A 23851-nucleotide genomic window follows, 5' to 3' on the forward strand; every position below is an offset into this window, starting at 1 on the left:
CGTGTGCGTGGGATCATGTGGGCCGCGCGTAGCTTTCGCGAGTCTTGCAAGTGACGCTACTGGCAATCGGGCCAGCCCGGCCCCATCATGGGGAAGGCGCTTCGTGGACGCCTTGCGAAGTTGGGTGCGGCAAGTCAAGACATTCCTCCACTGCTGCATGCCGCACGATTTGCCAGGGCTTCGACTTTCCTGCAAGCCAGCACCACGGACTCGAAGGTTGGTGCATCGCCCAACATCATCTGGCCCTCGGCCAACGCCGCATAGTCCGTCGCCAGGGCAGCCAGTGTCTCGCCATCGGGAACTATCCGAAGATAGCCATTGGCGGCGCTTGCAAAGTCGACAACTTCTGCGCCCCGACCTTTCTCGACAAGGAAATGCGATTTATTCCGTGCAACGGCATGCGCGACATCGCGATTGCGGATAGCTTGCTCGAAGTACTCGGTACGAGACAATGTAGCAAGATCGCTCCAATGACTGGAGTAGCCCGCCTGACACATATCCCCGTGCAGGCAGCAGACATGGGCAATTAACGCCTTCTCCCAGAAGGACCAAGTTACGGATGCCACTCGCGGACTTGCCTTGGGAAACGAAACCCCAGGAAAGCAGCCATCCATGTCGCAGGTGATCTGTGCAACCACGGATGGCCATTCAACCACGGTCGGACCGAACCCTAGCTTTACAGCAGGCGCTATATATCTGGTCCCGGATCCCGTGGGTTGATAACGAACCAGCAACGCGTCGCGACTATCACCAGCCAACTCGAGCTCTCCCAATAGCCCGTCTCTCTTCATTGCCGCTTCTAGGATCGGAATGATGGCCGCTTCGATCCAGGCGGATTGCCGTTGAAGGACCATGCCTATCCAGCGACCAGTCCCTCGTACGAAGTGCATATCCTGGCAGGCATCAAGGTCGCCAGCGAGGCTACGTATATCGTAGGCAAGGATTATGTTGTCGGAGAACCTATCTAATATCCTGAAGACTTTCGACAACGTGGCGTCGCCCGAGAAAGTCAATGCCATGCCCAGACCGGATTCAAACAAGTTGGAAATTAACCATACTATCCATGCATCTTTTTCAAGCAGGTGTTCAGGCCGACCTGTAAGGGCTCGTATAGTTTCCAGTACCTCGCCTTGGTCTTGACGGCTCAAGCTAAAGAATGGCTCTGCCACGGCTAGCCTCCTCGCCGATTGCCTGGGCCATCCATGACGGCAAGCCAGCGCGACATGAGGTTAGCGAGATCCACTCATGGCTAGGTAGGGTACGGCGTAGGATCGAGATAGACTGGCGCACTCGCCTAGGCCCCATCCACGCCAAGGCCCTGACCGCATTTCCGGCAGGGCCAGTACCGAGAGCCAACATCCAGTTGGGTACGTGCTTGACCAAGACTTCCGATCGCCCTAGCGTGATCTTGCGCGTCCGACCCGAAGTTACATATGCCTCACGAAGTGGAACCTGCTGGGTCAAGCCAAGGGCATTCGCTGCCGCAGCGCCGTGTGGCGCGATGACCTCGCCACTATGCAACGCCAGCGATTCCACTACTTTGCCAGGCGCGGGCGGGCGAGCCCCAAACCACCCGGAGATCGGGGCAACATAGATTCCGCGACCCACCCGCAACAGGCTTCCTTCCCTTGCAAGACGGGAGAATGCCTGATCGATGGCAGACCGGCTCCCTTGGTGTAGAAACTCCTTGGCTGACAAGACCGCTCCTTCAGGACGGGAATGTGCATCGGCAAGGATTACCTCGGGAAGCGTCTTCATATAAAAACTGTCTTGCAGTAAAAGAGAAATTATAGCCACGTTTCTGACATAACGGCCGTAGTATTACAGCAAGATAATTAGCCACCAGCAAGCCATGCCTCGTTTTTCAAGCAAATAGGATCCACAGAATCCAGTATCCCAACTAAGCAGAGTCGCTGCAATGCAATATCCCATTAACCAGGCTGGCTTTGGAGAGCCGTCTGGCAATGGCCGATTCGATCGCTAGAATTCGACCTCGCAGGATAGAAGCAAATTGCTCGCGATCCAGTGAATAATGCGCACGACGATGGCAATTAGGGCACAATGCTGCCACATTGCTCGGTGTATCGGGACCGTCGTCAGCCAATCGCGTCAAGTGGTGCACCTCAAGGAATGCCTTGTGATCAAGGGCGGTGAATGGCGCCTGCTGCGCGCATGCCTCGCACATTCCGTTCGCTCTACTCCGTGCGTACTGGTGCACTTCTGCGCTACGCCTGCGATACTCGCGCATTGACAACACGGATTCGCTGGCGACATGTGCATACATGTTCAGGCGTTCTTGCCAAGCTTGGATATCTGGTTCGACGAATGATTGCTCTTCTGGCCCCACGCTAACGCCTTCATCTTGTTTGGTAGGAACCAACCGAAATCGCCACAACCGATCGCCTTTTCTTCGCCCCTCGCGGGGCACGAATGCCTGATACCCAGCAACGTTGAACTCCCCGCGGAAAGCGAACAGCTTTCCATACCCCCCTCTTTCTGAAACTTCGCGAGCGGTAGGTTCCCGGGTGGTAAAAAACAATACGGACAACCTGCCAGAAGCGAGCTTTGAGTTAGCGGGATTTTCAAGCCTCTGGTCTCCTGACTGGCCTTGGCCAAAATACCACCAGCTCCCGTCGTCTAACGACTCATCAAAATAGCCAGCCCGTTTCCCTCCTCGGCCACCAGAAGTGCATATCAGACACCCGGGTTCCTTCATGCCCCAAACTACACCTGATTGCGCCTGCCTGCTGCCAAGAAACTCCAGCAGCCACTTCCTTGCATATTCCTGGCCCATTATGAATGGATACATCGCGATTGCCTTTGCTAGAATAAAAGTTGGAACAAGCTTAGCGCTTAGCCCGGGCCGCAGGTAGCCCGTCAATCAAGCCTAGCGTCAACCAATACCGCAATTGCCTGGAAATTTTCCCTATGTTCAATTAGCCCGCAACGCAAAGCCGTCATGTCCTCGGTGGTCCATTTCTCTGGTAGCCCTATGAGTTCTGGAGGCTCTCCGTCTTTGCGACGCAACATTGCGTGGGCCAGCTTGTTTCGTCGCGGGATCAGGTCCTTCTTGTATACATCCACCTTTTCAAGATAGCTACTGTGCTCTGCCGCCCATCCCACGAGTTGGCTTGCTAGGCACTCCAGCCTATCGTGCGCAGTGAACAAATGACGTAGTTTCATAATCTTTGCCAAACTGCCCTTGCCTGCCGCGGCCTCCAACTCTCCTTCCCATTTCGATAGTTTTATCCGCAACTGCTCAATAATGGACGATTGGAAACTTGGCTTATCAGCGTCACCAAGCCTTTCATAAACAGCCTCAAGGCTACTTTCCACTAGATAGTCGATATCACTGGAAGCAGACATTACAATGCCTCGCATGTGATCCAGGTCGAGAACCTTGTTCAACAGCTTTCTGACTATCTGGATAGTATCGCTCACCAGTGATAGGCGTGTAGAGAAGTAGACGCCATCAACTTTCGACTTGAAGGCTATTGATCTGAGTTTCTCAGCATCAGTAGCTGAGTAAAACACGACCTCCTTGAATGGAAACCGTTTCCGTATAGTGACAAGAGCCTCTTCGCCACCAGCGCCAGTGCCCAAGTCGTAATCTACAAGGACCAGGTCTATCGTGTCGTCGTAAACATGATTACCGATCTGCGCGTCTACCATTTCAACGGACTCGGCAGGTATTACATTCAGCTGGAAGCCAAGCTGCCGTAGATGGTTACCTAATCCCTCGGAAAAGCTTTTAACATGTTTGGGCTGGTCATCTATCCAAAGTATCGTAAAGTCTAACCTCATTCCACCACCTTGATATTGAATCTTGTTCCTTTTTCTTGCTGCGCATCGACCTCTATGCTCCCGCTGATCTCATCAAGCACTTGACGAACATGATAGAGTCCAAGCCCAGAGCCAGCAGTTCTCGAAAAACCCAGCTCGAATATTCGTTGAGGGTCATCGATGCTCTTCAGCAAGCCAGCACCGTTGTCTTTGACAGAAATTGCCAGGGTTTTTTTATCCGGATTCATCAGCTCGAAAGATACCTCGGTAGCACCAGCCTTTCGAGAATTGTTGATCAGGTTTTCAATTACTATCGATATTTCCATGGGACGAAAACGCTTCCTCAATGAAGCATCGTGATTCACGACATCCAAGTCCACCCCTGAGCCAAGAAAGGGTTTTGCACCTTGGCGTATATAGTCTTCGATGTAATCAGCTAAGTCGGCCTCTATCATGTCGGACTCAAGTCTAAAATTAGCCTTGATTGCAAGACGAGAAATGGAGAGCACTTTTTGATTTAGGAACGCAATGCTCTCCATCCTAGAAATAACGTCATCCGGGTTCAAACTACTATGTCTTGCCGCGGAGATGCAGTTCTCTACCTGCTGCTTCAGGTCGGCCGCATAGATTGTTATCTGGTGGTGCATGTTCAAGATAGTGTCGACGTCAAGCGAGGTAATGGATGCGAGAAACAAACTACGCTTTTTCTCCTCATCAAGATTGACGGAAAGCATTTCGGCTTCCAGTCGCGCCTGCTCAGCGCTTCTCTGCGCTGCTTCCTTAGCAAAACGCTCTTCAGCGGCAATGCGTACAGCGTCTGCCTCGGCTTTTTTTAGTTCCTCAAATCGGCGCTCGGCCTTGTCCAAACTGGCCAGCATATGTTGATCCTGTGTCTTCAGGGCGATCGCCCGGAGGCTGGCAACAGACTCCTCGAATTGGCTGGATCGTTCATTCAACATGCTCACGAGCTTGCGACTGTAATCAAGGACCTCCACGTTTGGGTTATCAATTAACCGAGCAACGGCATCGGTCACCCTCGCGCGGCCCGAATCCGTCAATAGTCGGGATAGGTCGCTGGACGTTTTCTCAGCACTATCAGGCCACGTGACCGGCACGACATAGCGCTCTAGCCGTTTAAGGCAATGCTCCCAAAAACATTCTCGCATCTGTACCGCGGCCGGGGTTTCCACCAAGCCTTGGTTACGGCTAGAACTTTCTTTGAACTGTTCCTCGGTTCCTGCCACATCGAGACGGCCGATTATGTCTCGTGTCCCTAGAAACCTGGCATAGCCTTGCTGCTTGCGACGTGCAATGCCAAACGAATCGTCATCCTCCTCGCCAATCGGATAGACACGAAACCCATTTCGAAATAGAAACACTGAACCAAATTGCACGGAAGAAATCCCCATGCGCCTCGCAAAGGTAGCTTTTGCTGATTGGTTTAAGTAATAAAGCTGGCACCGGAAATCTGACCCCACAAGTAAATCGTACGGATTTGGCTCCTTGACCTTATAGACTAACTCTCCGCGATCAGTCAGGGCGCTAATGATTTCCTTGCCGTTGTTAGACAGTTGTACTTCTATGAAGGTTGTTTTCTCCTTAAGCGCAGAAAATATGAAGTTACCGACGGCGCCATTAGCCAAGGCGTTGTCCGGCATGTCTTCACCACGCTTCGACGCCGTGGCAATCGACTCCTCATCCGCGGCACGTTGATCGGGAGCTATAACCTGAATATGAAAACCGTCAGTCTCAGCACCAAACGGATTTATTAACTTGGCCAGGGCTGCCTTAAGGTGAAGTATTCGATCACGATCCCAGCGCAGCCTGGTATTTTCGATTTTTATTACAGTGCCGTGGCTCGGCACATCCACGATCTCGTCTGGCAGGTCAAAATCTTCCCTCTGGCTATACTCGACTGGCACAGTCTCGAATTGCAACCGTTGGTCTTCCTCGAAAAGAGACCAATCGACATCAAGCTGATGCACTACTCCATTTCTCCCGCTGGCAGGCTTCGACTGCAGTATTAGGCGGCTGCCGAGACGATCAGAAGAAAACCGTCCAATCCCCTTGCTGCCAGCATAATATTTTCGTTCGGAAATTTGCTGGCGAAACTCTTGGCGCTCTACAGCATCGACTGGTGACGCTTTTGACGAATAAGCGACAAAAAGCCACTTTTCCGTCAGATCCTCGTAGCTCATCCCGTTGCCATTATCAATGACGGTAAGGGCATCATTGGAAAAATAAAGTTGCACATGGGTAGCGTCAGCATCAAAGGAATTTTTCACCAACTCAAAGACGGCGACCTCATCATTCGTAATCAGGTCACGCCCTATCACACGCTTGAGCCCCGTGCTGACATCAAAGAATAGCTGTTTCTTCGATCCTTTCTCTCCTTTTCCTGCCACAAAAGCCCCTTTTATTGTCTTCTACTACGTCACACTAAAGGCCAGCGTTCAAATGATTAATATGACAAGTAGCAATCACGGACGTGAAAAAAACCAAGACACTAGATGCATCTTGTTACGACTGTAGCATTGTTCCGATTAGCAGTCATCTGGGATGATCTGAACTGGCGGGCAACTCAAAATCCCCTGCCGCAAGGCGTGCGACGTTACCTTGATGCTAACGAAATTTCCGTGATCGTACATCCGCTGGACCCGTAAAAGAAGATATCAAGCATGCCGCCTGAGAACCAGTCAGCCGACGGAAGGCATTTTCCCCCTGCTACGGCTAGCAAGAACCAGCGCTTCACGAAACTTGACCAGCGCAGGATCGGAACCGTTAACGCGGCGCCAGATCATTGAAACGGGAAATCCCGTCAGATCGACCGATGGCGCCAGCCTATGTAGCCTTCCCATTGCGATATGCCGGCGGGCAAGCGCCAGCGGGGCAATGCCCAATAGATGGGTCGCAGCGACGATGTCCATATTCGAGTGCGCCGCTTGTGATTCGACAACAGGGATGGGCGGCATAAGGCCTTTCGCCAGAAACAATTCGTTGAAGGCCAGGCGGGTCGAAGACTGTATAGGAGGAAGAACCCATTGATGGGCCGCCAGCGTAGCCAATCCTGCCGAGCGTCGGGACGCAAGCGCGTGCCCTGCCCGACAAACCAGGCATCTGGGCTCATCGAAAAGATTCATTTTCTCTGTCTGTTCCTCTTCCCACTTCGACCACGTCGGGCTTATCCGACCCAAAACGCAATCAAGTTCGCCGCGTAGCAGCGCATCGGCCAACCCGTTGACGGTACCCTCTGTTATGTCGACCTGTATGTCCGACGTTCGAGAAAGCAATATGGACAAAGCCTGCGGAACAAGATCGAGCATGGTCAGTGTCAGAGCTCCCACACGCAATCGCAAGCGCTTGTGCGTTTGTGCAAGCACCGCCTCATCGTGCGCCGATTTGATTTCGGTCAGTGCGATCGAAAACCGCCTTAAGGCCACCCTCGCGGCTTTTGTCAGCACCACTCCCCGGGCGCCACGTTCGACCATTTGAATGCCGAATATGCTTTCCAATTCCTTCAGCATGGCGCTTGTCGCCGACTGCGTCAGATGCATCGCCTTGGCAGCGCCTGTTATCGACCCCTCTGTTTCCAGCAGTTGCAAAAGGCGAAGGTGCCGGAGCTTCAAATGCCGGTACGTGAGTTCATTGTCTCCCGTGGAATCAGCCATCGATTTTTTCGATATCTTCATTCGAATTATCCGCTTTTTTCTTAGATGCGGATCAATCATACTGAATAGCCATAAGAAGTAGAAAATTTTTCAGGAGCCCTACTTAAAGGAGTGGATAATGAAAACAAGTTTTGCCGCAATATTGGCGGCCGGGTGCCTGAGCCTGCTGGCCGGCTCTCCCAGCGTTTCGGCCCAACCCACAGAATATCCAACACGCCCCATACGACTGATTACGCCGTTCCCGCCGGGCGGCGGCACTGATGCCGTCGCCCGGATCGTGGGCGACAAGTTGGCTGAACTGCTCAAACAACCTGTCGTTGTCGAAAACAAAGGCGGAGCGGGCGGCAGTTTGGGCACCGAGATTGCCGCAAGGGCCGAGCCGGATGGCTATACGCTCGTCCTGGGCAGCAGCGCGACGCATGCGGTCAATCCCAGCCTGTACTCAAAGCTCAGCTATGATCCGATTGAGGATTTCGCACCAATTTCGACAGTGGCAACAACCCCTCTTTTGTTGATGGTGAATGCGTCCACCCCGGCCAACAATATCGCTGAGCTGATTGCCTTGTCGAAGAAAAGCAATGAGTCGAACAGCCTGACCTACGCTTCGGCGGGAGTAGGATCGGCCCAACATCTCGGCGCTGAACTGTTCAAGTCAATGGCGGGCGCCACGATACTACATGTTCCCTATAAGGGCGCCGGCCCGGCCATGGTCGACCTCCTGGCCGGCCATGTCGACATGGCCTTCGACACCATGCCGTCGGCGCTGCAGCAGATCAAGTCGGACAAACTGAAAGTATTGGGCGTCAGCAGTCCCGCTCGCAATGCGACTCTGCCTAATGTGCCTGTCATTGCGGAAACAGTTCCAGGCTACGAGATGGTCACATGGTATGGCCTGTTCGCACCTGCCGGGACACCGCCCGCGATCATCAAGACTCTGAACGATGCCGTAAAACGCGTTCTGGATTCCAAAGGCGTGAAAGAAAAATTCAAGACTGCGGGCATCGAACCTTACTGGAGTTCGTCTGCCGATTTCGCCGCTTTGCTCAAGCGTGAAATCCCCAAATGGCGCGAAGTCATCAAGCAATCGGGAGCAACTATTGACTGATACTCAAGCCGAACATGGCCATTTCCCGATGGACGTCATCGCCTGCGAAAATATCGATCGCTTGATCAATGTAGAGATGCGCAGTCATGGCTCCTTGCCGCGCGGCTTGAAATGGCCGATGTACCTGATGGCGCGCGACGCAGCTGGCATGTCGCTGGTTGAAGCGGCAGCCCGGGAGTTCGCAAGGCCACCCTCCAAGGTTCTGCTGGTCAGCGGCGCGGCGGTGCCCGGCCACATGCCGGTGGGCGAAAACGATGGTCCTCTCGGATCGGTCGTCCTGGCCAAAGCGCTCGCAGCAATGGGTAATCAGGTCAGCATACTGACCGATCCAGCGGCCGCAGAACCATTCCGGGGGCTTTTGCGTGCCATCGGGCTGAAAGTCGAAGTTATTGAACTCGGACTGGACGACGTGCCCCTGCAAGAGCGCCTAGCGGCCGAAAACGATATCTTTTGCGCCATCGAACGCTTGGGCGGCAATACCAACGGCATCATCTATGGCGCGACGGGCGTGTCGCGCGCGAGCCACCGGGCCAATCTGGACCACCTTTTCCGAACGGCCCGGATGCTGGGGAAAAGAACCATCGGGATCGGCGACGGCGGAAACGAAATCGGCTGCGGCAACATCTACGAGAGCTTATCGCGCGAGATGCCCGAGTATGCATACAAAGATACGACACCCTGTGGCGGCGGCGTCTATTCCGTAGTGGAAACCGATGTGCTGTTGATTGCGAATAGCTCGAATATGGGCGCCAACGGGCTGACGGCCGGGCTGGCGCTGCTGCGCCAGGATCTGTCCTTATGCCACACGCCCGACGCCGAGTTGGCGCTGGCGCATATCGGCGTTGGCCTCGGACTGATCGATGGCGGCAGCGGCAAATTACGGCCATGGTGCGACGGCGTGCCGCCGGAGGCCAATGCCGCCATCGTCCAGGCCATGCACACGATTGTGGCCCAATCACTGGCTCCCGCCAGCACCCGCCAATTCTGAATATTTTCATGAAGCATCAATACTGGAGAACGAATAAATGAATAGGCAGCGCAAGATTACGGCCAACGTGGACCGGTTGAATGCCCTTATGGACGAGGCCGGGCTCGACGCCGTCGTGCTGCGTTCAGGACAGAACTTTACTTACCTGTCAGGTGTAGTCTATCCGGGAACATTGGCGCGCCACCAAGATCTGGCCGACTCGACACGCGCGGTACTTCTGTTATGGCCGCGGCATGGTTCGCCGGTCATCATCACCAACAAGACGGCAGTCGGCTTGGCCCGCCGCGACTCCTGGGTCGAGCAAATTGAGATGTACGAAGGCTATGTGCAGTCGCCATACGAAAAATTGGCTGAGGTATTGACCGATGCGGGGCTGGCCGGTGCCAGTGTGGGCCTGGAACAAGACTATGTCAGCGCCCGTGATTGGGCCTGCCTGCAGAAGCTGCTACCTGGGATGCGGATGGTCAATTGCACCGCCCTGATGGACCGCGTGCGCTGGATCAAGACGGCGGATGAAGTCCAGCGGATCCAGCGCGCCGCCGATCTTCTGGATGAAGTCTATCTAGAGGTTTTCGAGCGCATCCGGCCTGGGGATACAGAGCGCAAGATCCACGCTGACATGATGGCCACTTGTCTCTCGAAGGGCTTCGAATGGGCCCATGGCATTCTGAATTCCGACAAGAATCCCATTCCTTATGCCGGCGAAAGCGATTACACCCTTCGCGTCGGCGATGTCATCCGCACAGACTATGTCGCATATTTGAATGGCTATCCAGGCCATCAGTCGCGCAATGTTATCCTTGGCCAGCCGTCGGCGGCACAACAGACAGACTACAAGATCAATCTGGACATATACCGATCTACGATAGACCGCTGCAGGGCGGGAACCGTAGTCGGCGACCTATACCAGTTTGTCATGACTGAATTCGAGAAAAACAACTGGTCCTACAACTCCTTGCTAGTCGGGCATGGGGTCGGGGCCTGGTGGCATCAGCAAGAGCCCATTCTGCGCCGGGGCTCCGAGATCGTCCTGGAAGAAGGCATGGTGCTGGCTCTGGAGCCGCATAAAGACCACTGGCATGTGCAGGACATGATCGTAGTCAGACAAGACGCACCGACATTACTGTCGGCGCAATTCAATACCGACGAGCCGTTTCTTGTGCAAGGCACGGTCCAGCTGTAGGAATCGCGTGGGATATTGATTGAAAGAATACAGGATTGACGGAAGTATTATGACGCAGCTAAGAATAGGGATGATCGGTTGCGGCACGATCGGCATGGAAGTCCAACGAATGCTGGCGGTCGCCGATTGGGCCGATGTCGTCGGCATACTGGTGCGTGCCAATGGAAAGACGATCGCCAACCCGCAGGCGGTGGCGGCGCCCCTGCATACTAGCCTGGACGCCTTGCTCGCGTCGCGGCCCGAACTTGTCGTCGAATGCTCAGGGCACGAGGCAGTGGACGCCTATGCCGAACACCTGCTGAATGCGGGTTGCGATGTGATGATCCTGTCAGTCGGCGCCCTGGCCTCGGCTGAACGGCACGACCGGCTGAAGGCCGCGGCGCTGTCGAACAAGCGCCGCATCATCATCCCAGCCGGCGCCATCGGCGGCCTGGATTTCCTGCAGGCGGCCCGCTCGGCAGGCCTGACGAGCGTGCGCTATCGGTCGTGCAAGCCTCCCATGTCCTGGCGCGGCTCGCCCGCCGAGAAAGCCCTTGACCTCGCCACCTTGTCCGAGGCATCCGTGTTCTATCAAGGCAGCGCGCGCATGGCGGCAATAGGATTTCCCAAGAATGCCAACGTGGCGGCGACGCTTGCGCTGGCCACTCTTGGCCTGGATGAAACGCAAGTCGAAATGATGGCCGACCCGCAAGCTGACGGCAACTATCACGAGATTGAAGCGGTGAGCATGGCCGGTTCCATCTCCGTGCGTATCAAGGCCATGGCTTCGCCGGATAACCCAAGCACATCCTTGATTACGGCCCATAGCGTCATACATGCCTTGCAGCGAGAGTGCGCGGCGCTGGTTATTTGAACCTCCCGCTCCAATGCATTCACACCTGGGCATCCGCCTATCATCCTGGACCCTGATGCTGCAGCAGCGCTTGTGGGCCTATATGCTTGGAGCCGAAATACGGACCCGCATGAATGGCCAAAGTCCACAGGCTAGTGGCTGCTACCAGGGAGTAAATCGCAAGCGGCGCGCGAGCATATGGCGTTCGCATCCAGGCATAGCACCTATCCAGATGGTGTCGTTTCCAATTTCTAGTTCAACGGAAACGAACAGGTTAGGCCGTTGTATCACTATCTGGATTTAGGTCCGCATGTCGTCTATCTGTCCAGCATCGTGAAACGTGCGCTGACGGAACAGATAAACCCAGCCCTCAAACTCGAGATGTTCCTCCTCTTCATAAGCCATACCTAGTTTCCCCTCAGCAGATACCGGTTAACAACTCGATTGATATCACGTTTCAGCTTAAACGGATCGCCAGAATCTGCTTCAGGTTGGGTCGCAATTTCCGGAAGCACAAAACCCGTCCTCCATCCAACCCTTGACACGCAGCCCTTTATATAACATCATTAGTTACATGAAACGAGATAGCCGCCTATCTTCCGTCCTGCATGCGCTGCTGCACATGGCCGAGCAGGATGGACCCGTTACCTCCGAAGCCCTGGCCAAGTGCTTGGGCACCAACCCCGTCGTGGTACGGCGCACCATGGGGTATCTGCGAGAGGCGGGCATCGTCACATCTGATCGGGGCCACGCAGGGGGATGGCGCATCCATGCCGACCTGAGCGCCGTCACACTGCGCCAATTGCACGAAGCGCTGGGCGAGCCGGCCATATTTGCCATCGGCAACCGCAACGAAACGCCTGAGTGCCTGGTCGAGCAATCGGTGAATGCCGCGCTCGAGGGAACATTTGCCGACGCCGAGGCGCTATTGCTGAAACGGTTCTCGGAAATCACACTCGCTGACCTGGCCGCGGACTTTGCACGCCGGCATGCGGCAGCACGACACAAAAGGAACTGACCATGCATTACGATGTCATCATCATCGGCGGGAGTTATGCGGGCATGGCGGCGGCCTTGCAGTTGCTGCGGGCACGCAGGTCCGTGCTGGTGATTGATGCCGGCGAGCGGCGTAACCGCTTTGCCAGCCATTCGCACGGATTTCTGGGGCAGGACGGCATGCCTCCCGGCGAAATCGCTGCGAACGCACGGCGCCAGCTCGCAAGCTATCCGACGTTGACTTGGTTGGAGGGGCTGGCCGAATCCGTTTCCGGACAGGTGAACCACTTCACGATCACGACGGCTCAGGGCGAAGCGCATCAAGGCCGCCGCATTTTGCTGGCCACCGGTGTGGCTGACCAGCTTCCTCCCATCGCCGGACTGGCCGAGCGCTGGGGCAAGACGGTTTTCCATTGCCCATACTGCCACGGCTACGAGCTCGGCCAAGGCCGTATCGGCATCGTCGGCACCGGCCCGCTGTCCGTTCATCAGGCCGAACTGCTCACCGATTGGGGCGATGTGACTCTGCTCGCCAATGGGATAGTGGAGTTGAACCAGGATGTCAGATCCGCCTTGAAGCGGCGTGCCGTGACGATCGAGGAGGCGCGCATCGACAGGATCGATGGGGATGCCGATGTGGTAATGGCCGATGGGCGCCTGCTACGCTTCAAGGGTCTGTTCACGGCGACGCGCACTGTTCCTTCCGGTTCGTTGGCCACAGTGCTGGGCTGCGCGATGGAGGAGACGCCGATGGGCATGCAAGTGCGCACGGATACTGAAAACAAGACCTCGGTGGCGGGCGTGTTTGCCTGCGGCGATGTGGCGCGCGCACCTCATTCTGTGTCGCTGGCCGTGGGCAGCGGCGCCATGGCGGGCGCCCAGGTGCACCGCTCGCTGCTTTGGCCCGAGACGGTTAACCCCATACAAACGGAAGGCGGCATCCCTTGAATCCGTTTTCCGACCCGGCAGCCGTATCAGGCTATGCGGGAAGAACCGCCAGAATCGTGCCCGGCCTTCGGGACTTGCACAGGATGGCGGGCGTGCTGCTGGCCGAGCGGGCTCCTGCCGACGCGCGCATTTTGGTGCTGGGTGCGGGCGGCGGGCTGGAACTGAAGGCCTTCGCCGAAATGCAGCCAAGCTGGCGCTTCGACGGCGTGGACCCATCGGCCGAGATGCTTGATCTGGCCCGCGCAGCCATTGAGCCCATCGCGCCTCGCGTGCGTTTGCATGAAGGGTATATCGACAGTGCGCCCATGGGGCCTTTCGACGGCGCGGCCTGCCTGCTGACGCTGCACTTCCTTGCGCCAGCGGAGCGCCTTAAAACCTTGCAGGCAATGCACCGGCGGCTCAGGCCCGGCGCTGCCCTGGTGGTTGCGCATCACAGCTTTTCCAGCGAAGGCCCGGTCCGGGACACATGGCTTGCGCGCAATGCGGCGTATGCGGCCGCTGCCGGCGTGCCTAAGGCACAGGCCAACGACAGCATCGCGGCGATCAAGCAGCGGCTGCCGGTGCTTTCACCGCAGCAAGATGCCGATCTGTTGCGCCAGGCCGGGTTCACGGACATCGATCTTTTCTATTGCGCATTCACTTTCAGGGGCTGGGCCGCCTACAAAGTAGATACCCCTGCCGCAGGGCTGCGATAGCCTTGGTAAACGGCGCACCCCTTGCGAAACGATGGCCATGGCTTCTTTTGGACCACTACACTGCCTAATAGTGAAATTCGGGAACGGGGTCGGGATAGGCTAGATCAAATTGACGGCAAAGCAGCACCAGGCATTCGAACATCAATGCCGCGGCCAGCGAAGCTGTCATCCCGTTGATGTCATGAGGCGGGCTGACTGTATTGAAGTCGACCGCCACAAGGTTGAATCCTTCCAGCATTCTAAGTAGCGCAATGGCTTCACGCGCGGTCAGGCCGCCCCAGCTCGGCGCGGCAACGCCCGGCGCGCACGACGGATCGATGACGTCCATATCAAAGCAAAGGTACACCGGCCTGCCCTTCAGTTGCTCGCGAAGCTCGGCCACGACGTTGCTGATCCCTTGATCCAGCAAGGCATTCAAGGTCACGATCCGATAACCAAAGCTGCGCGCATGCGCAAGGATGTGTTGAGAGTAGGTGGTGCCCCGTATGCCTATGTGAAAAGAAGAATGGGGGTCCAGGCACCCTTCCAGCGCGGCATGGGTGAACTGCGTGCCCGCGTTGTACTCGTTGCCTGGCTGAAAGGTGTTTGTATCCGTGTGGGAATCGATGTGGATGACCGCCAGATCAGGGTGGTGCTTGCCAACGGCTCGCAACTGGGGCAATGACACGCTGCCATCGCCGCCCATCGTCACGGGAACGGCCCCTTGTTTCAGGATGATGGAAACCGCCTTTTCTATGGCTGCAAAGCTTTCCTGCACTTTGCTGGGTGTCACGCGCACATTGCCGCAATCGACGAGTTTCAACCTGGCCATCGGATTGAAATCGGCCAGCTCGGAGTTGTACGTTCTCATTAAGCGCGATTGATCGCGGATAGACTGCGGCCCTTGCCGCGACCCGATCCGAAAAGGATGCAGGCCGCAATCGAAAGGAATGCCGAGAATAGCCGCCCTGGCGCCGGTGGCATCGTGAGTGTGGGGCACATTCAGGAAAGTATGCGGGGTGTCGCACAATTCATCCAGAGCATTCAGCTTGGTCATATACGCCTCTTGAGTCGTTTCAGTAAAGTTTTATATCTGCGGCCTCGACAACACCCTTCCAGCGCTCATAATCGCTCTTGATCGTAGCCGTGAAGCCTTGGGAATCACCGATATTCGGCAGAACACTAAGCCGCTTGAATTGCGCCCGGACGTCATCGGTCTGAACAATTTGAGCCAGCGCAGCCTGAAGCGCCTCGTTGATGTCTTTCGGCAGCCCCGCGGGCCCCAGTATTCCCCACCAAGTCTGCATCGTCGCCCCGTCGTAACCTGATTCTTTTAATGTGGGCACGCCTGGAAAATCTTCCAGGCGCTTATCGGAAGTCATCGCTATGACGCGTAGTTTGCCGGCTGAGACCAGGGACTCCGCCGATGCATAGGTCGAGAATGAGGCGTCAATGGTTCCCGCCGCCGTGTCCATCAAGGCAGGGGCTGACCCTTTGTAGGGAATATGATTGAACTGCACCCCCGCTTCCCGTTGCAGGATCTCCAGCAGCAGGTGGGTGGACGTCCCGCCGCCCGCGCTGGCAAAGGGAACTTTACCCGGTTGCTGTTTTGCTTTGTCGATGAGCTCCGAAAGAGATTGACTGCCGCCTATCGGTGCATACAGAAACGACGGCGAGGTTCCAAATACAGCAACGGGGGAAAAATCATCAAATAGCTGGTATGGAACGTTGGGGTTGACCGCGGCATTGACAACCAGTGGGCTGTCGGCCAATAGCAAGGTATAGCCATCTGCTGCGGATTTTGCTACATGCGCCGTACCTATGGCCGTTGCCGCCCCTCCTTTATTCAGGACCACGAATGGCTGCTTGAATAGGGAAGCCAGATGCTTGGCCAGTAAGCGGCCAATGATGTCGGAGCTGCCGCCGGGCGGATAGGGAACGATCAACTCCACGGGTCTCGCAGGCCAGTCGGCGGCGCTGACGGCATGAACGGGCAGCAATGCCGCCAAAAGGGTGGCTAAGCTTATTGTCGCGCTACGGATAATCTTGATCATGGCGTCTCCTGTATCTATTATTTTTTTCAGAACCGGAAATAAGACTGCATAATTGGACGGCCACTTGATTCTATGTCGGGCAAAGCCGTGAAAGGTATAAGGAATCGGGGCTCTTCATGTTGTCCTGCTTATAGATGAAAGGGAAATCACACTATGCGCTTGCGGCATATCGAGATATTTCATGCGCTGATGGTAGGGGGAACAGTAAGCGCCGCGGCCAAGCTGCTGAACCTGACCCAGCCGGCCGTTTCTCAGTATTTAAAGAGCCTGGAGCTTCAGCTGGGCTATCCTCTGTTCGAGCGCATTCGCGGACGGCTGATACCGACGCAGGAAGCACAGGCCCTGCATACAGAAGTCAACAACCTGCATAGCCAGCTCGACGTCGTTCGGCAGATGGCCATCAATCTGAAAAAACCCGAGGGCAAGCCATTAAGAATCATGGCGGCGCCGGCCTTGGCCCTGGAAATAGTGCCTCGGGCATTGCGCAGCTTTCTTGCTGAGTATCCCGATGCCAGAATTTCCATCAAGAGCGCCTACTCTAAACAAGCCATCGAAAGCCTGGTGCGCCAGGAAGCCGACGTGGGCGTGGTCTATCAATCGGCAAGCCACCCGCTGATCGATCAGCAGGCGATAGGATGGGGCGAGCTGGTTTGTGTTGCGCCGCCAGGGGTGCTGGCAAGACGAACCTCGGTCTCTGTCGCCGACCTGCAAGGAATGACGGTATTTGTGCCGGAGTATCAGCACCCGCTAGGCAAGCTGCTGCTTAATCTATACCGCGAGCAAGGCTTGGTTGTCGCTGAGCATATTCAAATTCAGCAACTTCATGTTGCCCTGAATTTGGTTGCCGAGGGCTTGGGCGTGGCCATCGTCGATTCTTTGACCGTGCTGTCAGTCGATAAGCGCCGAGTGCGTGTGTTAAGCCTGCAACCTGCCATACGCTTCAATATCAGCGCGGCATCCCTTAGCACCGTCGCCAGGCCGCTCCTTGCGGACCGGCTGACAGCGCATCTTCAAAAAGCCATGGAAGCCTCTTGTGCCGGGCATGCCGCGTGAGCGTTTTTGCCCTATTGCCCCCCGCTCCCAGGTGGAAATGACTCGAACAGCTTGTCGATGCCCTGCTGCACGCCCTGGTGGAGTTTTTCCGGGGAGTCGGGGATGGTGCCGCTGACGGTGCCTCGCCATACGGCGCGCTTGCTCTTCTGGTCAAACATATCGATCACCAGCGTGCCGACATCGTAAGTCCGTACCGTTGTCGTCGCCATGCCCATGCCGGCGCCCCATCCGCCGCGCCATCCCCAGGTGTTCCAGCTGGGGCCGCCATAGAACGTATCCAGCGTCTGTTTCTGTTCCGTCGCCACGTGCGCGGCAATGCCGATGTCTGCATTGCGTTCGGCGTCCTGGCGCTGCCAGCCTTTCGCCTGCAATTGCGCATCGACGGCGCTGACGATGCGCTGCTTCACCAGCGGCGGCGCGTCGGTGGGCTCTTGCTTCCAGGCGTAGCTGCGGTATTGGCTGAACTGCGCGGCCGGGTCCGCATCCGTGCTGACTGCCGGACCGCTGGCGCATGCCGACAGCAAGGCCAGGGATATGGCAGACGCTATGTACTTCATCATCATGATTCACTCCAGATCCAGATAATAAGAATGCGACACGTTCCCATTTATTTCACCAGACATCACCAAGATTGTCGATACGGGCCGGGAACGAACGGCTAGGCGCCGGCCAGGTTAATGCAGGGGCGGCTTTCTTATCAGGGTTTAGCCTATTTTTCCCGTTTTATGGGAATCATATTCCTTGTATATGGGAAATCAGCATACAGTGAGGCCATATTTCTGTTTTCTGGATCCTCCATCCATGACCGATGAGTTCGTGGCCAAAGGCGGCGCCGATCGTGTTCTGTTTGTGCTGGCAACGCTGGCCAGGCTCGAGCGCTCGGTGACCCCGGCCGAGCTGATGGCCGAGACTGGCCTGAGCAAAAGCACCTTGTACAGGCAACTGGCCTTGCTCAAGCGCTGGGGCTTCGTCATGGAAAGCGGCGGCGCGTATTTGCCGGGGCCGATATGCCTGCCCTTGGCTTGGGGATTCGACCAATTGTCTTACCTGGTGCAAGAGGCGCATAGCGAGCTCGAGGCGCTGTCGCGCAACACGGGTGAATCGGTCGGCCTGCTGGCCGCCGCGAACAATCAGGTGGTTTGCCTGGACATGGTGGAAAGCCCCAGTTCGCTGCGCTGTTCGTTCACCAAAGGCCGCGGGCTGCCGCTCTGGAAAGGGGCGTCCGCCAAAACGCTGCTCGCCTTCATGGACAATGAGCGGCGCGCTGCCGCCCTGCGCCATCTGGAGCGGGAAGCACTGATCGAAGAACAGGACATCCTGGCCCTGAAAGAAACCCTGAATCAGATCCGTGCGCAAGGCTACTGTATTTCAGAGGGCGAAGTGGACGAGGGTGTCTGGGGCGTCAGCGCGCCTCTGTTCCAGCAGTACGGCCATGCGATAGCGGCAATCACCCTGATGGCCCCCACTACCCGGATCCATCACCGCGAGCGGCAGTTCATAGACATGACGTCTTCCATTGCCGCGCGTATTTCATCACGGCTGCAAAGCCATTGAGTGCCTTCCCAAACAAGGAGATTGTCATGGCATCACGCAAAACCATCCTGGCAGCGATTCTTGCGGTATCGATGAGCGGCTTTGCGGCCGCCAGCCTGGCCGCCGATTCCGTACGCATTGTCACGGACCCCACCTTCCCGCCCATGGAGTTCAGCCAGAATGGCAAGCGCACCGGTTTCGATATTGAGCTGACCGAAGCGCTGGTCAAGGAAATGGGCAAGCAGGCGTCCTGGACCGATATTGATTTCAAGGGACTGATTCCTGCCGTCCTGTCGGGCCGCGCCGATGTCGCGGTGTCTGCCATCTACATCACGGATGCGCGCAAGCAGGTGGTGGATTTCACCGACTCCTACTACGCGGGCGGCCTGGTCGTGCTGACCCGCCGCGATGGCCCCATCAAGGCGCTTAAGGACCTGGATGGGAAGCGTGTGTCCGTGCAGGTGGGCACCAAATCGGTGGGCTACCTTCAGGAGCACTACCCCAAGGTGCAGCGCGTCGAGGTAGAAAAGAACGAGGAAATGTTCAATCTGGTGGGCGTAGGCCGCGCGGATGCCGCCGTGACCGGCAAGCCTGCCGCCAAGCTGTATGCGCAGTCCCACCCCGACTTGATTGTGCTGGATGAGCAGATCACGACCGAGGAATACGGGATCGCCGTGGACAAGCGCCAGCCCGAGCTGGTGGCGGCCCTTAACGATGCGCTCAAGCGCCTGAAAGAAAAAGGCACGTACCAGCAGATCGTCGACAAATGGTTCGAGGGCGGCACGCAATGAATCTGGACTTCACGCCCGCATTCACTGATTGGCAGGCGCTGCTTAGCGGCGCCACGGTGACGATAGAATTAACGGTCTGCGCACTGCTGCTGTCCTGCCTGCTCGGACTGTTGATCGGCATCGGCCGGCTCAATCCCCAACGGCGCGTGGCCTACGGAATTTGCAGTGTCTATCTTTCGTGTTTCCGCGGTACGCCACTGTTGGTGCAGTTGTTCATCTGGTTCTTCGGCCTGCCGCGCTTCGGCATTTTGCTGCCCGCATTTGCCTGCGGCGTATTGGGCCTGGGCATGTATTCCGCCTCGTATGTTTCAGAGATCGTGCGCGGCGCGATTCAGTCTGTCGACCAGGGACAGATGGAAGCGGCGCGATCGCTGGGAATGTCGGCCCGGCAAGCCATGTTCAAGATCATTCTGCCCCAGGCATTCGTGCGCATGATTCCGCCGCTGGGCAACGAGTTCATCTCGCTGATCAAGAACTCTGCGCTTGTGTCGCTGCTGACCATCCACGATCTGATGCATGAAGGCCAGAAAATCATCAGCGTGTCCTACCGTTCCCTGGAAATCTACCTGGTGATTGCGGTGATCTACTGGCTGATGACCACCTTTGTAACAATGGTATTGCGTAGTGTGGAACTGCGCCTTAAGGCGGGAGGCATGGTGCAATGAGCGATCACTCAACGGCGCGGACGCCGGGATCGGCGCAAGCGATGATTCAGATACAGGGCCTGCACAAGGCTTATGGCGACCACGAGGTGCTGAAGGGCGTGGATTTGGAGGTCGATGAATCGCGGGTCGTGGTCGTGATCGGCCCCAGCGGATCCGGCAAGAGCACCTTGCTGCGTTGCTGCAACGGACTGGAGGTCGCGCAGCGCGGCACGATCGATATCTGCGGCCAGCGTTTGCTGAATGACGGCAGGATGCTGGACGAGCGCGAACTGAATGCCCTGCGGATGCAAGTTGGCATGGTGTTCCAGTCGTTCAATCTTTTCCCGCACCTGCCCGTGCTGGACAACATTACGGTTGGCCCGCGCACGCTCAAGAAGACCAGCGCTGCCGCCGCGCAAGAGCTGGGCATGGCGCTGCTGGAAAAAGTCGGCCTGGCGGAAAAGGCCGCAGCCATGCCGGCCAGCCTGTCCGGAGGACAAAAGCAACGTGTGGCCATTGCCCGCGCACTGGCCATGGCGCCCAAAGTCATGCTGTTCGACGAGCCGACTTCGGCGCTTGATCCCGAGCTGGTCGGAGAAGTGCTGAGCGTCATGAAGCTGCTGGCCAAAGAAGGAATGACCATGATGGTGGTCACGCACGAAATGGGTTTTGCCCGTGACATGGCCGACACGGTTGTCGTCATGGATGGCGGACGGATCATCGAGGCCGACAGGCCCGAGGTCATTTTCTCGAACCCCAGCCAGGCTCGCACCCGCGGTTTTCTGCAGGCAGTGCTCAAGCAAGATGTATAAGGCAGGTGTATGAGTTCGACACAGAATATTTGGCAAGGCCGGAATGACGCCGCCGAACAGGGCGACACACGCCGGCTGTTCCAGCTGGTACGGCAGGAAGACAGCGGTTTTGGCGTTGGCGACCCCGTCGTGCTGGGGTTTGCCTGCGATGCCGGGGTGCGCCGCAACAAGGGCCGCCCGGGAGCGCGCAAGGGTCCGCGCGCCATCCGTTCGATGATGGCGGGCTTGCCGGCGCATGACTTCAATGTGCTTTGGGACGCCGGCGACATCGTCTGCGAGGACGATGCGCTGGAGCATGCGCAGGCGGCACTGGGGCGGCAAGTGGCCAAGGTGCTGGCTGCCGGCGCCCGCCCGCTGATACTGGGCGGCGGGCATGAAACGGCCTGGGGCACTTTCCAGGGCTTGGCGCAGCATCTTGCCGCGCGGCCCGCCAAGGCTTCGGGCCAGCCCTTGCTTATCTTGAACCTGGATGCGCATTTTGACCTGCGCAGCAGCAGGCCGGGCAGCTCGGGCACTCCCTTCGACCAGATTCTCGAGGCCTGCAGGCAGAGCGCGACGCCGGTCACTTATGCCTGCTTTGGCGTATCTAGGCTGGGAAACACGGCGGGGCTGTATGCCCACGCGCGTGAATTGGGCACCGTCTTCTACGAAGACACGGCGATGCAGCAACAACATCTGGAAAGCCGCCTGGCAGACCTGGACAAGCTGCTTGCGGAAGCGGGCGACGTCTACCTGACCATCGATCTGGACGTGCTGCCCGCCTCGGTGGCTCCGGGCGTTTCCGCCCCCGCGCCACTGGGCGTGCCCTACAGCGTGGTCGAGGCATTGGCCTGCCGGGTCAAGCAAAGCGGCAAGCTGCGCGTCTGCGATATTGTTGAAATCAACCCCGACTTCGATATCGACAACCACACCGCGCGCGTCGCCGCCCGGCTCGCCTGGCAATTGCTGGCGCCCTGATCGGTCGCGATGAACCATTCCAACATAGGGGGGATCAACGACGGCGCATCCAGGCCCTCCCCTATATCTAAATGAGAATTGTTGTTATTATGCAGGGTTTATACGATTTACACCTCCTGTATCGTCATGTCTCGCCCTCTTGCGCCCAAAAAAGGTTGGCTCGCTTACTACAGCGGGTTGATCGGGACATGGGCGAAGGGGAACTCCCTTTCTTGTGAGGCGGAAGACGCTGTACAGGAGTCAGTGATTCAGTTCCTCGGCAAAGATCCGGCGGCTGTGCTGAACCCAAAGGCGTATTTGCTCCGCTCGTCCCGAAACCGCCTGATCAACGAGATAAAACGGCGTTCCCGCACAGAGTTGATTTCGCTGGAAGAGCTGGCCCATGATGACCACCCTTTGCTGTCCGATCCCGAAACAAGCCTGCGCGCCGGCGAGCTGGCGCAAGCGCTGGAAGCTGCGTTGGCGCAACTGCCCCTGAAAAAACGGCAAGCCTTCATCTACCATCGGCTGGAAGGATACACGCAGCCCGAGATCGCGGAAAAAATGGGCCTGGCGCTGAACACGGTCGAGCGCTATGTCATGGATGCCACGCGCCACGCTCGAACACAGTTGCAAAGTTTCTGCCCCGAATACATGGATACTGTCGAGAAGCCTATAGTATTATGAAGATGCCTGACGTCTGCTTGGCGCGCCTCTTCACGTGAGCGCCGACCCTTATCCAATGAACGACTCCATCGATCCAGATACCCTGCGCGACCCTCGCGACGCGGCCGCTTTCTGGTTCGCTCGTGAAAAATCGGGACGCATGGACGAGGCCGAGCGACGCCAGTTCGAGATGTGGCTTGCTGCCAGCCCGGAACATGCGCTGGAATACCGGCGGGCGCGGGGCGTCTGGAATGCTGTCGGGCTGATCCCGAACGAGCGCCTGCGCGCGTTGGCGAAAGACCCCGTTGGATCCAGCCATCGTCATTCCCTCACACGGCGGCGCCTGGTCTGCGGCCTGGGCGCCGCCTGTACCGCAGCGCTGGTGCTCGGCTTTGCCCTGCCTACATTGTGGCCAGGCAAGCCGCTTTATACCGCTGAGTTTTCCACCCAACGCGGAGAACGGCGCCAAGTGCCGCTGCCCGACGACTCCATCATCGAACTCAATACCGCGACGACGTTGTCCGTGCGGTTGTATGCCGACAGCCGCGTCGTTGTGCTGAGCTCGGGCGAAGCATCCTTCACAGTTTCCAGCGATCCGCAACGGCCCTTTTTGGTAAAGGCCGGCGACACCTCCGTTCAGGTGACGGGCACCCGCTTCGATGTCCGGCGCGACGGCCTGCATGTACGGGTGGCGGTGGACTCGGGTTCGGTGCAGGTCAGGCATGGCCCGTGGTGGAACCGCAGCACCGCCGCCTTGCAGACCGGCCAAGGTGTAAGCGCGCAACCGCCGGCCAGTCTGGCCATGATCGATGACAGGGACGTAGCCACGCTGACCGCTTGGCGGCAAGGCCGGGTAGTGTTTCACGACACGCCCCTGCCCGAGGCAATTGCAGAAATCAATCGCTACGCAATCAGGCCGATACGTCTGGACGGCCCGGAACTGGCACGGCTGCGCATCGCCGGCGCCTTCAGTACGGACGATACGAATGCGTTCCTTGCGCTGTTGCCGGACATCGCACCGGTGAGGATCTTGCATCTTGCCGACGGCACATCGGTGGTGACGCGGCGTTGAACGAAGTCATCATGATTTTTTTGTTTCAATTTTGATGGTTTTTTTTATCAGGTATTCACCCGGCTGAATTGTCTATATCAGTAGGGGGTGTCTTTTGCGCTCAGGAAAGCCTG

24 protein-coding genes are annotated in these 23851 nt (G+C 57.2%); 15 read left to right on the forward strand and 9 right to left on the reverse strand.

Annotated features, from left to right (window positions below; all coding sequences use genetic code 11):
* Positions 1–134: 134 nt before the first annotated feature.
* The 6 genes from RE432_RS00840 to RE432_RS00865 form a co-directional block, all read right to left on the reverse strand.
* Positions 135–1169 carry a nucleotidyl transferase AbiEii/AbiGii toxin family protein gene (locus RE432_RS00840; protein ID WP_310931324.1) on the reverse strand — a complete coding sequence of 345 codons (1035 nt, stop codon included), beginning with the start codon at positions 1167–1169 and terminating at the stop codon, positions 135–137.
* Positions 1150–1758, reverse strand: coding sequence for a DUF6088 family protein (locus tag RE432_RS00845; protein ID WP_310931325.1), 609 nt, complete (start codon positions 1756–1758; stop codon positions 1150–1152). The genes RE432_RS00840 and RE432_RS00845 overlap by 20 nt, the downstream gene beginning before the upstream one ends.
* A gap of 142 nt (positions 1759–1900) precedes the next feature.
* Positions 1901–2809: an HNH endonuclease gene (locus RE432_RS00850; protein WP_310931326.1), complete on the reverse strand. Its 909-nt coding sequence runs from the start codon at positions 2807–2809 to the stop codon at positions 1901–1903.
* A gap of 68 nt (positions 2810–2877) precedes the next feature.
* A complete protein-coding gene (locus RE432_RS00855; protein WP_310931327.1) occupies positions 2878–3804 on the reverse strand; it encodes a hypothetical protein in 927 nt (308 codons plus the stop codon).
* A complete protein-coding gene (locus tag RE432_RS00860; protein ID WP_310931328.1) occupies positions 3801–6188 on the reverse strand; it encodes a sensor histidine kinase in 2388 nt (795 codons plus the stop codon). The genes RE432_RS00855 and RE432_RS00860 overlap by 4 nt, the downstream gene beginning before the upstream one ends.
* A gap of 291 nt (positions 6189–6479) precedes the next feature.
* Positions 6480–7472 (reverse strand): LysR substrate-binding domain-containing protein, encoded by a 993-nt coding sequence (locus tag RE432_RS00865; RefSeq protein ID WP_310931329.1) that lies wholly within the window; start codon positions 7470–7472, stop codon positions 6480–6482.
* Positions 7473–7569: 97 nt separating this feature from the next.
* Here RE432_RS00865 and RE432_RS00870 point away from each other — a divergent pair, with 97 nt between their 5' ends.
* The 7 genes from RE432_RS00870 (at position 7570) to RE432_RS00900 (ending at position 14198) form a co-directional block, all read left to right on the forward strand.
* Positions 7570–8556, forward strand: coding sequence for a tripartite tricarboxylate transporter substrate binding protein (locus RE432_RS00870; RefSeq protein ID WP_310931330.1), 987 nt, complete (start codon positions 7570–7572; stop codon positions 8554–8556).
* Complete coding sequence (locus RE432_RS00875) at positions 8549–9544, forward strand: glutamate cyclase domain-containing protein (protein WP_310931331.1); 996 nt, start codon at positions 8549–8551, stop codon at positions 9542–9544. Before RE432_RS00870 ends, RE432_RS00875 begins: the two co-directional genes overlap by 8 nt.
* A 37-nt stretch (positions 9545–9581) precedes the next feature.
* Positions 9582–10727 (forward strand): Xaa-Pro peptidase family protein, encoded by a 1146-nt coding sequence (locus tag RE432_RS00880; RefSeq protein WP_310931332.1) that lies wholly within the window; start codon positions 9582–9584, stop codon positions 10725–10727.
* A gap of 49 nt (positions 10728–10776) precedes the next feature.
* On the forward strand, positions 10777–11580 hold the full coding sequence (locus tag RE432_RS00885; protein ID WP_310931333.1) for an aspartate dehydrogenase: 804 nt from the start codon (positions 10777–10779) through the stop codon (positions 11578–11580).
* A gap of 553 nt (positions 11581–12133) precedes the next feature.
* Positions 12134–12577 (forward strand): Rrf2 family transcriptional regulator, encoded by a 444-nt coding sequence (locus RE432_RS00890; RefSeq protein WP_310931334.1) that lies wholly within the window; start codon positions 12134–12136, stop codon positions 12575–12577.
* A gap of 2 nt (positions 12578–12579) precedes the next feature.
* On the forward strand, positions 12580–13503 hold the full coding sequence (locus RE432_RS00895; RefSeq protein ID WP_310931335.1) for an NAD(P)/FAD-dependent oxidoreductase: 924 nt from the start codon (positions 12580–12582) through the stop codon (positions 13501–13503).
* Positions 13500–14198 carry a class I SAM-dependent methyltransferase gene (locus tag RE432_RS00900; protein ID WP_310931336.1) on the forward strand — a complete coding sequence of 233 codons (699 nt, stop codon included), beginning with the start codon at positions 13500–13502 and terminating at the stop codon, positions 14196–14198. Before RE432_RS00895 ends, RE432_RS00900 begins: the two co-directional genes overlap by 4 nt.
* A gap of 64 nt (positions 14199–14262) precedes the next feature.
* On the opposite strand, the gene RE432_RS00905 is transcribed toward RE432_RS00900, so the two are convergent.
* Positions 14263–15234, reverse strand: coding sequence for an agmatinase (locus tag RE432_RS00905; protein WP_310931337.1), 972 nt, complete (start codon positions 15232–15234; stop codon positions 14263–14265).
* A gap of 19 nt (positions 15235–15253) precedes the next feature.
* Positions 15254–16231 carry a tripartite tricarboxylate transporter substrate binding protein gene (locus RE432_RS00910; RefSeq protein ID WP_310931338.1) on the reverse strand — a complete coding sequence of 326 codons (978 nt, stop codon included), beginning with the start codon at positions 16229–16231 and terminating at the stop codon, positions 15254–15256.
* A 153-nt stretch (positions 16232–16384) separates the two neighbouring features.
* Between RE432_RS00910 and RE432_RS00915 the strand changes: the two genes are divergently transcribed.
* Positions 16385–17284: a LysR substrate-binding domain-containing protein gene (locus tag RE432_RS00915; RefSeq protein ID WP_310931339.1), complete on the forward strand. Its 900-nt coding sequence runs from the start codon at positions 16385–16387 to the stop codon at positions 17282–17284.
* 11 nt (positions 17285–17295) lie between these two features.
* On the opposite strand, the gene RE432_RS00920 is transcribed toward RE432_RS00915, so the two are convergent.
* Positions 17296–17847: a DUF4136 domain-containing protein gene (locus tag RE432_RS00920; RefSeq protein WP_310931340.1), complete on the reverse strand. Its 552-nt coding sequence runs from the start codon at positions 17845–17847 to the stop codon at positions 17296–17298.
* A gap of 238 nt (positions 17848–18085) precedes the next feature.
* Here RE432_RS00920 and RE432_RS00925 point away from each other — a divergent pair, with 238 nt between their 5' ends.
* The 7 genes from RE432_RS00925 to RE432_RS00955 all read left to right on the forward strand — a co-directional run bounded on the left by RE432_RS00925 (position 18086) and on the right by RE432_RS00955 (position 23738).
* Positions 18086–18838, forward strand: coding sequence for an IclR family transcriptional regulator (locus RE432_RS00925; RefSeq protein WP_310931341.1), 753 nt, complete (start codon positions 18086–18088; stop codon positions 18836–18838).
* 26 nt (positions 18839–18864) lie between these two features.
* The gene (locus RE432_RS00930; RefSeq protein ID WP_310931342.1) at positions 18865–19608 is read left to right on the forward strand and encodes a transporter substrate-binding domain-containing protein; all 744 of its coding nucleotides are present in this window, start codon (positions 18865–18867) and stop codon (positions 19606–19608) included.
* Entirely contained in the window at positions 19605–20273 is a 669-nt protein-coding gene (locus tag RE432_RS00935) for an amino acid ABC transporter permease (protein WP_310931343.1), read from the forward strand. Before RE432_RS00930 ends, RE432_RS00935 begins: the two co-directional genes overlap by 4 nt.
* 41 nt (positions 20274–20314) lie before the next feature.
* Entirely contained in the window at positions 20315–21064 is a 750-nt protein-coding gene (locus tag RE432_RS00940; RefSeq protein WP_310932987.1) for an amino acid ABC transporter ATP-binding protein, read from the forward strand.
* A gap of 9 nt (positions 21065–21073) precedes the next feature.
* Complete coding sequence (gene hutG / locus RE432_RS00945; protein WP_310931344.1) at positions 21074–22021, forward strand: formimidoylglutamase; 948 nt, start codon at positions 21074–21076, stop codon at positions 22019–22021.
* 126 nt (positions 22022–22147) lie between these two features.
* Positions 22148–22687, forward strand: coding sequence for an RNA polymerase sigma factor (locus RE432_RS00950; RefSeq protein WP_310931345.1), 540 nt, complete (start codon positions 22148–22150; stop codon positions 22685–22687).
* Positions 22688–22721: 34 nt separating this feature from the next.
* Positions 22722–23738: a FecR family protein gene (locus RE432_RS00955; RefSeq protein WP_310931346.1), complete on the forward strand. Its 1017-nt coding sequence runs from the start codon at positions 22722–22724 to the stop codon at positions 23736–23738.
* Positions 23739–23851: the final 113 nt, after the last annotated feature.

The sequence above is a fragment of the Pusillimonas sp. SM2304 genome (genome assembly GCF_031628915.1).
Classification (GTDB): domain Bacteria; phylum Pseudomonadota; class Gammaproteobacteria; order Burkholderiales; family Burkholderiaceae_B; genus Pusillimonas_C.

Bases quoted from the DNA above. Each gene is read 5' to 3' on its own strand.
- RE432_RS00845 (WP_310931325.1), bottom strand. From the start codon at position 1,758: ATGAAGACGCTTCCCGAGGTAATCCTTGCCGATGCACATTCCCGTCCT.
- RE432_RS00850 (WP_310931326.1), bottom strand. From the start codon at position 2,809: ATGTATCCATTCATAATGGGCCAGGAATATGCAAGGAAGTGGCTGCTG.
- RE432_RS00855 (WP_310931327.1), bottom strand. From the start codon at position 3,804: ATGAGGTTAGACTTTACGATACTTTGGATAGATGACCAGCCCAAACAT.
- RE432_RS00865 (WP_310931329.1), bottom strand. From the start codon at position 7,472: ATGAAGATATCGAAAAAATCGATGGCTGATTCCACGGGAGACAATGAA.
- RE432_RS00870 (WP_310931330.1), top strand. From the start codon at position 7,570: ATGAAAACAAGTTTTGCCGCAATATTGGCGGCCGGGTGCCTGAGCCTG.
- RE432_RS00880 (WP_310931332.1), top strand. From the start codon at position 9,582: ATGAATAGGCAGCGCAAGATTACGGCCAACGTGGACCGGTTGAATGCC.
- RE432_RS00885 (WP_310931333.1), top strand. From the start codon at position 10,777: ATGACGCAGCTAAGAATAGGGATGATCGGTTGCGGCACGATCGGCATG.
- RE432_RS00890 (WP_310931334.1), top strand. From the start codon at position 12,134: ATGAAACGAGATAGCCGCCTATCTTCCGTCCTGCATGCGCTGCTGCAC.
- RE432_RS00895 (WP_310931335.1), top strand. From the start codon at position 12,580: ATGCATTACGATGTCATCATCATCGGCGGGAGTTATGCGGGCATGGCG.
- RE432_RS00905 (WP_310931337.1), bottom strand. From the start codon at position 15,234: ATGACCAAGCTGAATGCTCTGGATGAATTGTGCGACACCCCGCATACT.
- RE432_RS00910 (WP_310931338.1), bottom strand. From the start codon at position 16,231: ATGATCAAGATTATCCGTAGCGCGACAATAAGCTTAGCCACCCTTTTG.
- RE432_RS00915 (WP_310931339.1), top strand. From the start codon at position 16,385: ATGCGCTTGCGGCATATCGAGATATTTCATGCGCTGATGGTAGGGGGA.
- RE432_RS00920 (WP_310931340.1), bottom strand. From the start codon at position 17,847: ATGATGATGAAGTACATAGCGTCTGCCATATCCCTGGCCTTGCTGTCG.
- RE432_RS00925 (WP_310931341.1), top strand. From the start codon at position 18,086: ATGACCGATGAGTTCGTGGCCAAAGGCGGCGCCGATCGTGTTCTGTTT.
- RE432_RS00930 (WP_310931342.1), top strand. From the start codon at position 18,865: ATGGCATCACGCAAAACCATCCTGGCAGCGATTCTTGCGGTATCGATG.
- RE432_RS00935 (WP_310931343.1), top strand. From the start codon at position 19,605: ATGAATCTGGACTTCACGCCCGCATTCACTGATTGGCAGGCGCTGCTT.
- RE432_RS00940 (WP_310932987.1), top strand. From the start codon at position 20,315: ATGATTCAGATACAGGGCCTGCACAAGGCTTATGGCGACCACGAGGTG.
- hutG (WP_310931344.1), top strand. From the start codon at position 21,074: ATGAGTTCGACACAGAATATTTGGCAAGGCCGGAATGACGCCGCCGAA.
- RE432_RS00950 (WP_310931345.1), top strand. From the start codon at position 22,148: ATGTCTCGCCCTCTTGCGCCCAAAAAAGGTTGGCTCGCTTACTACAGC.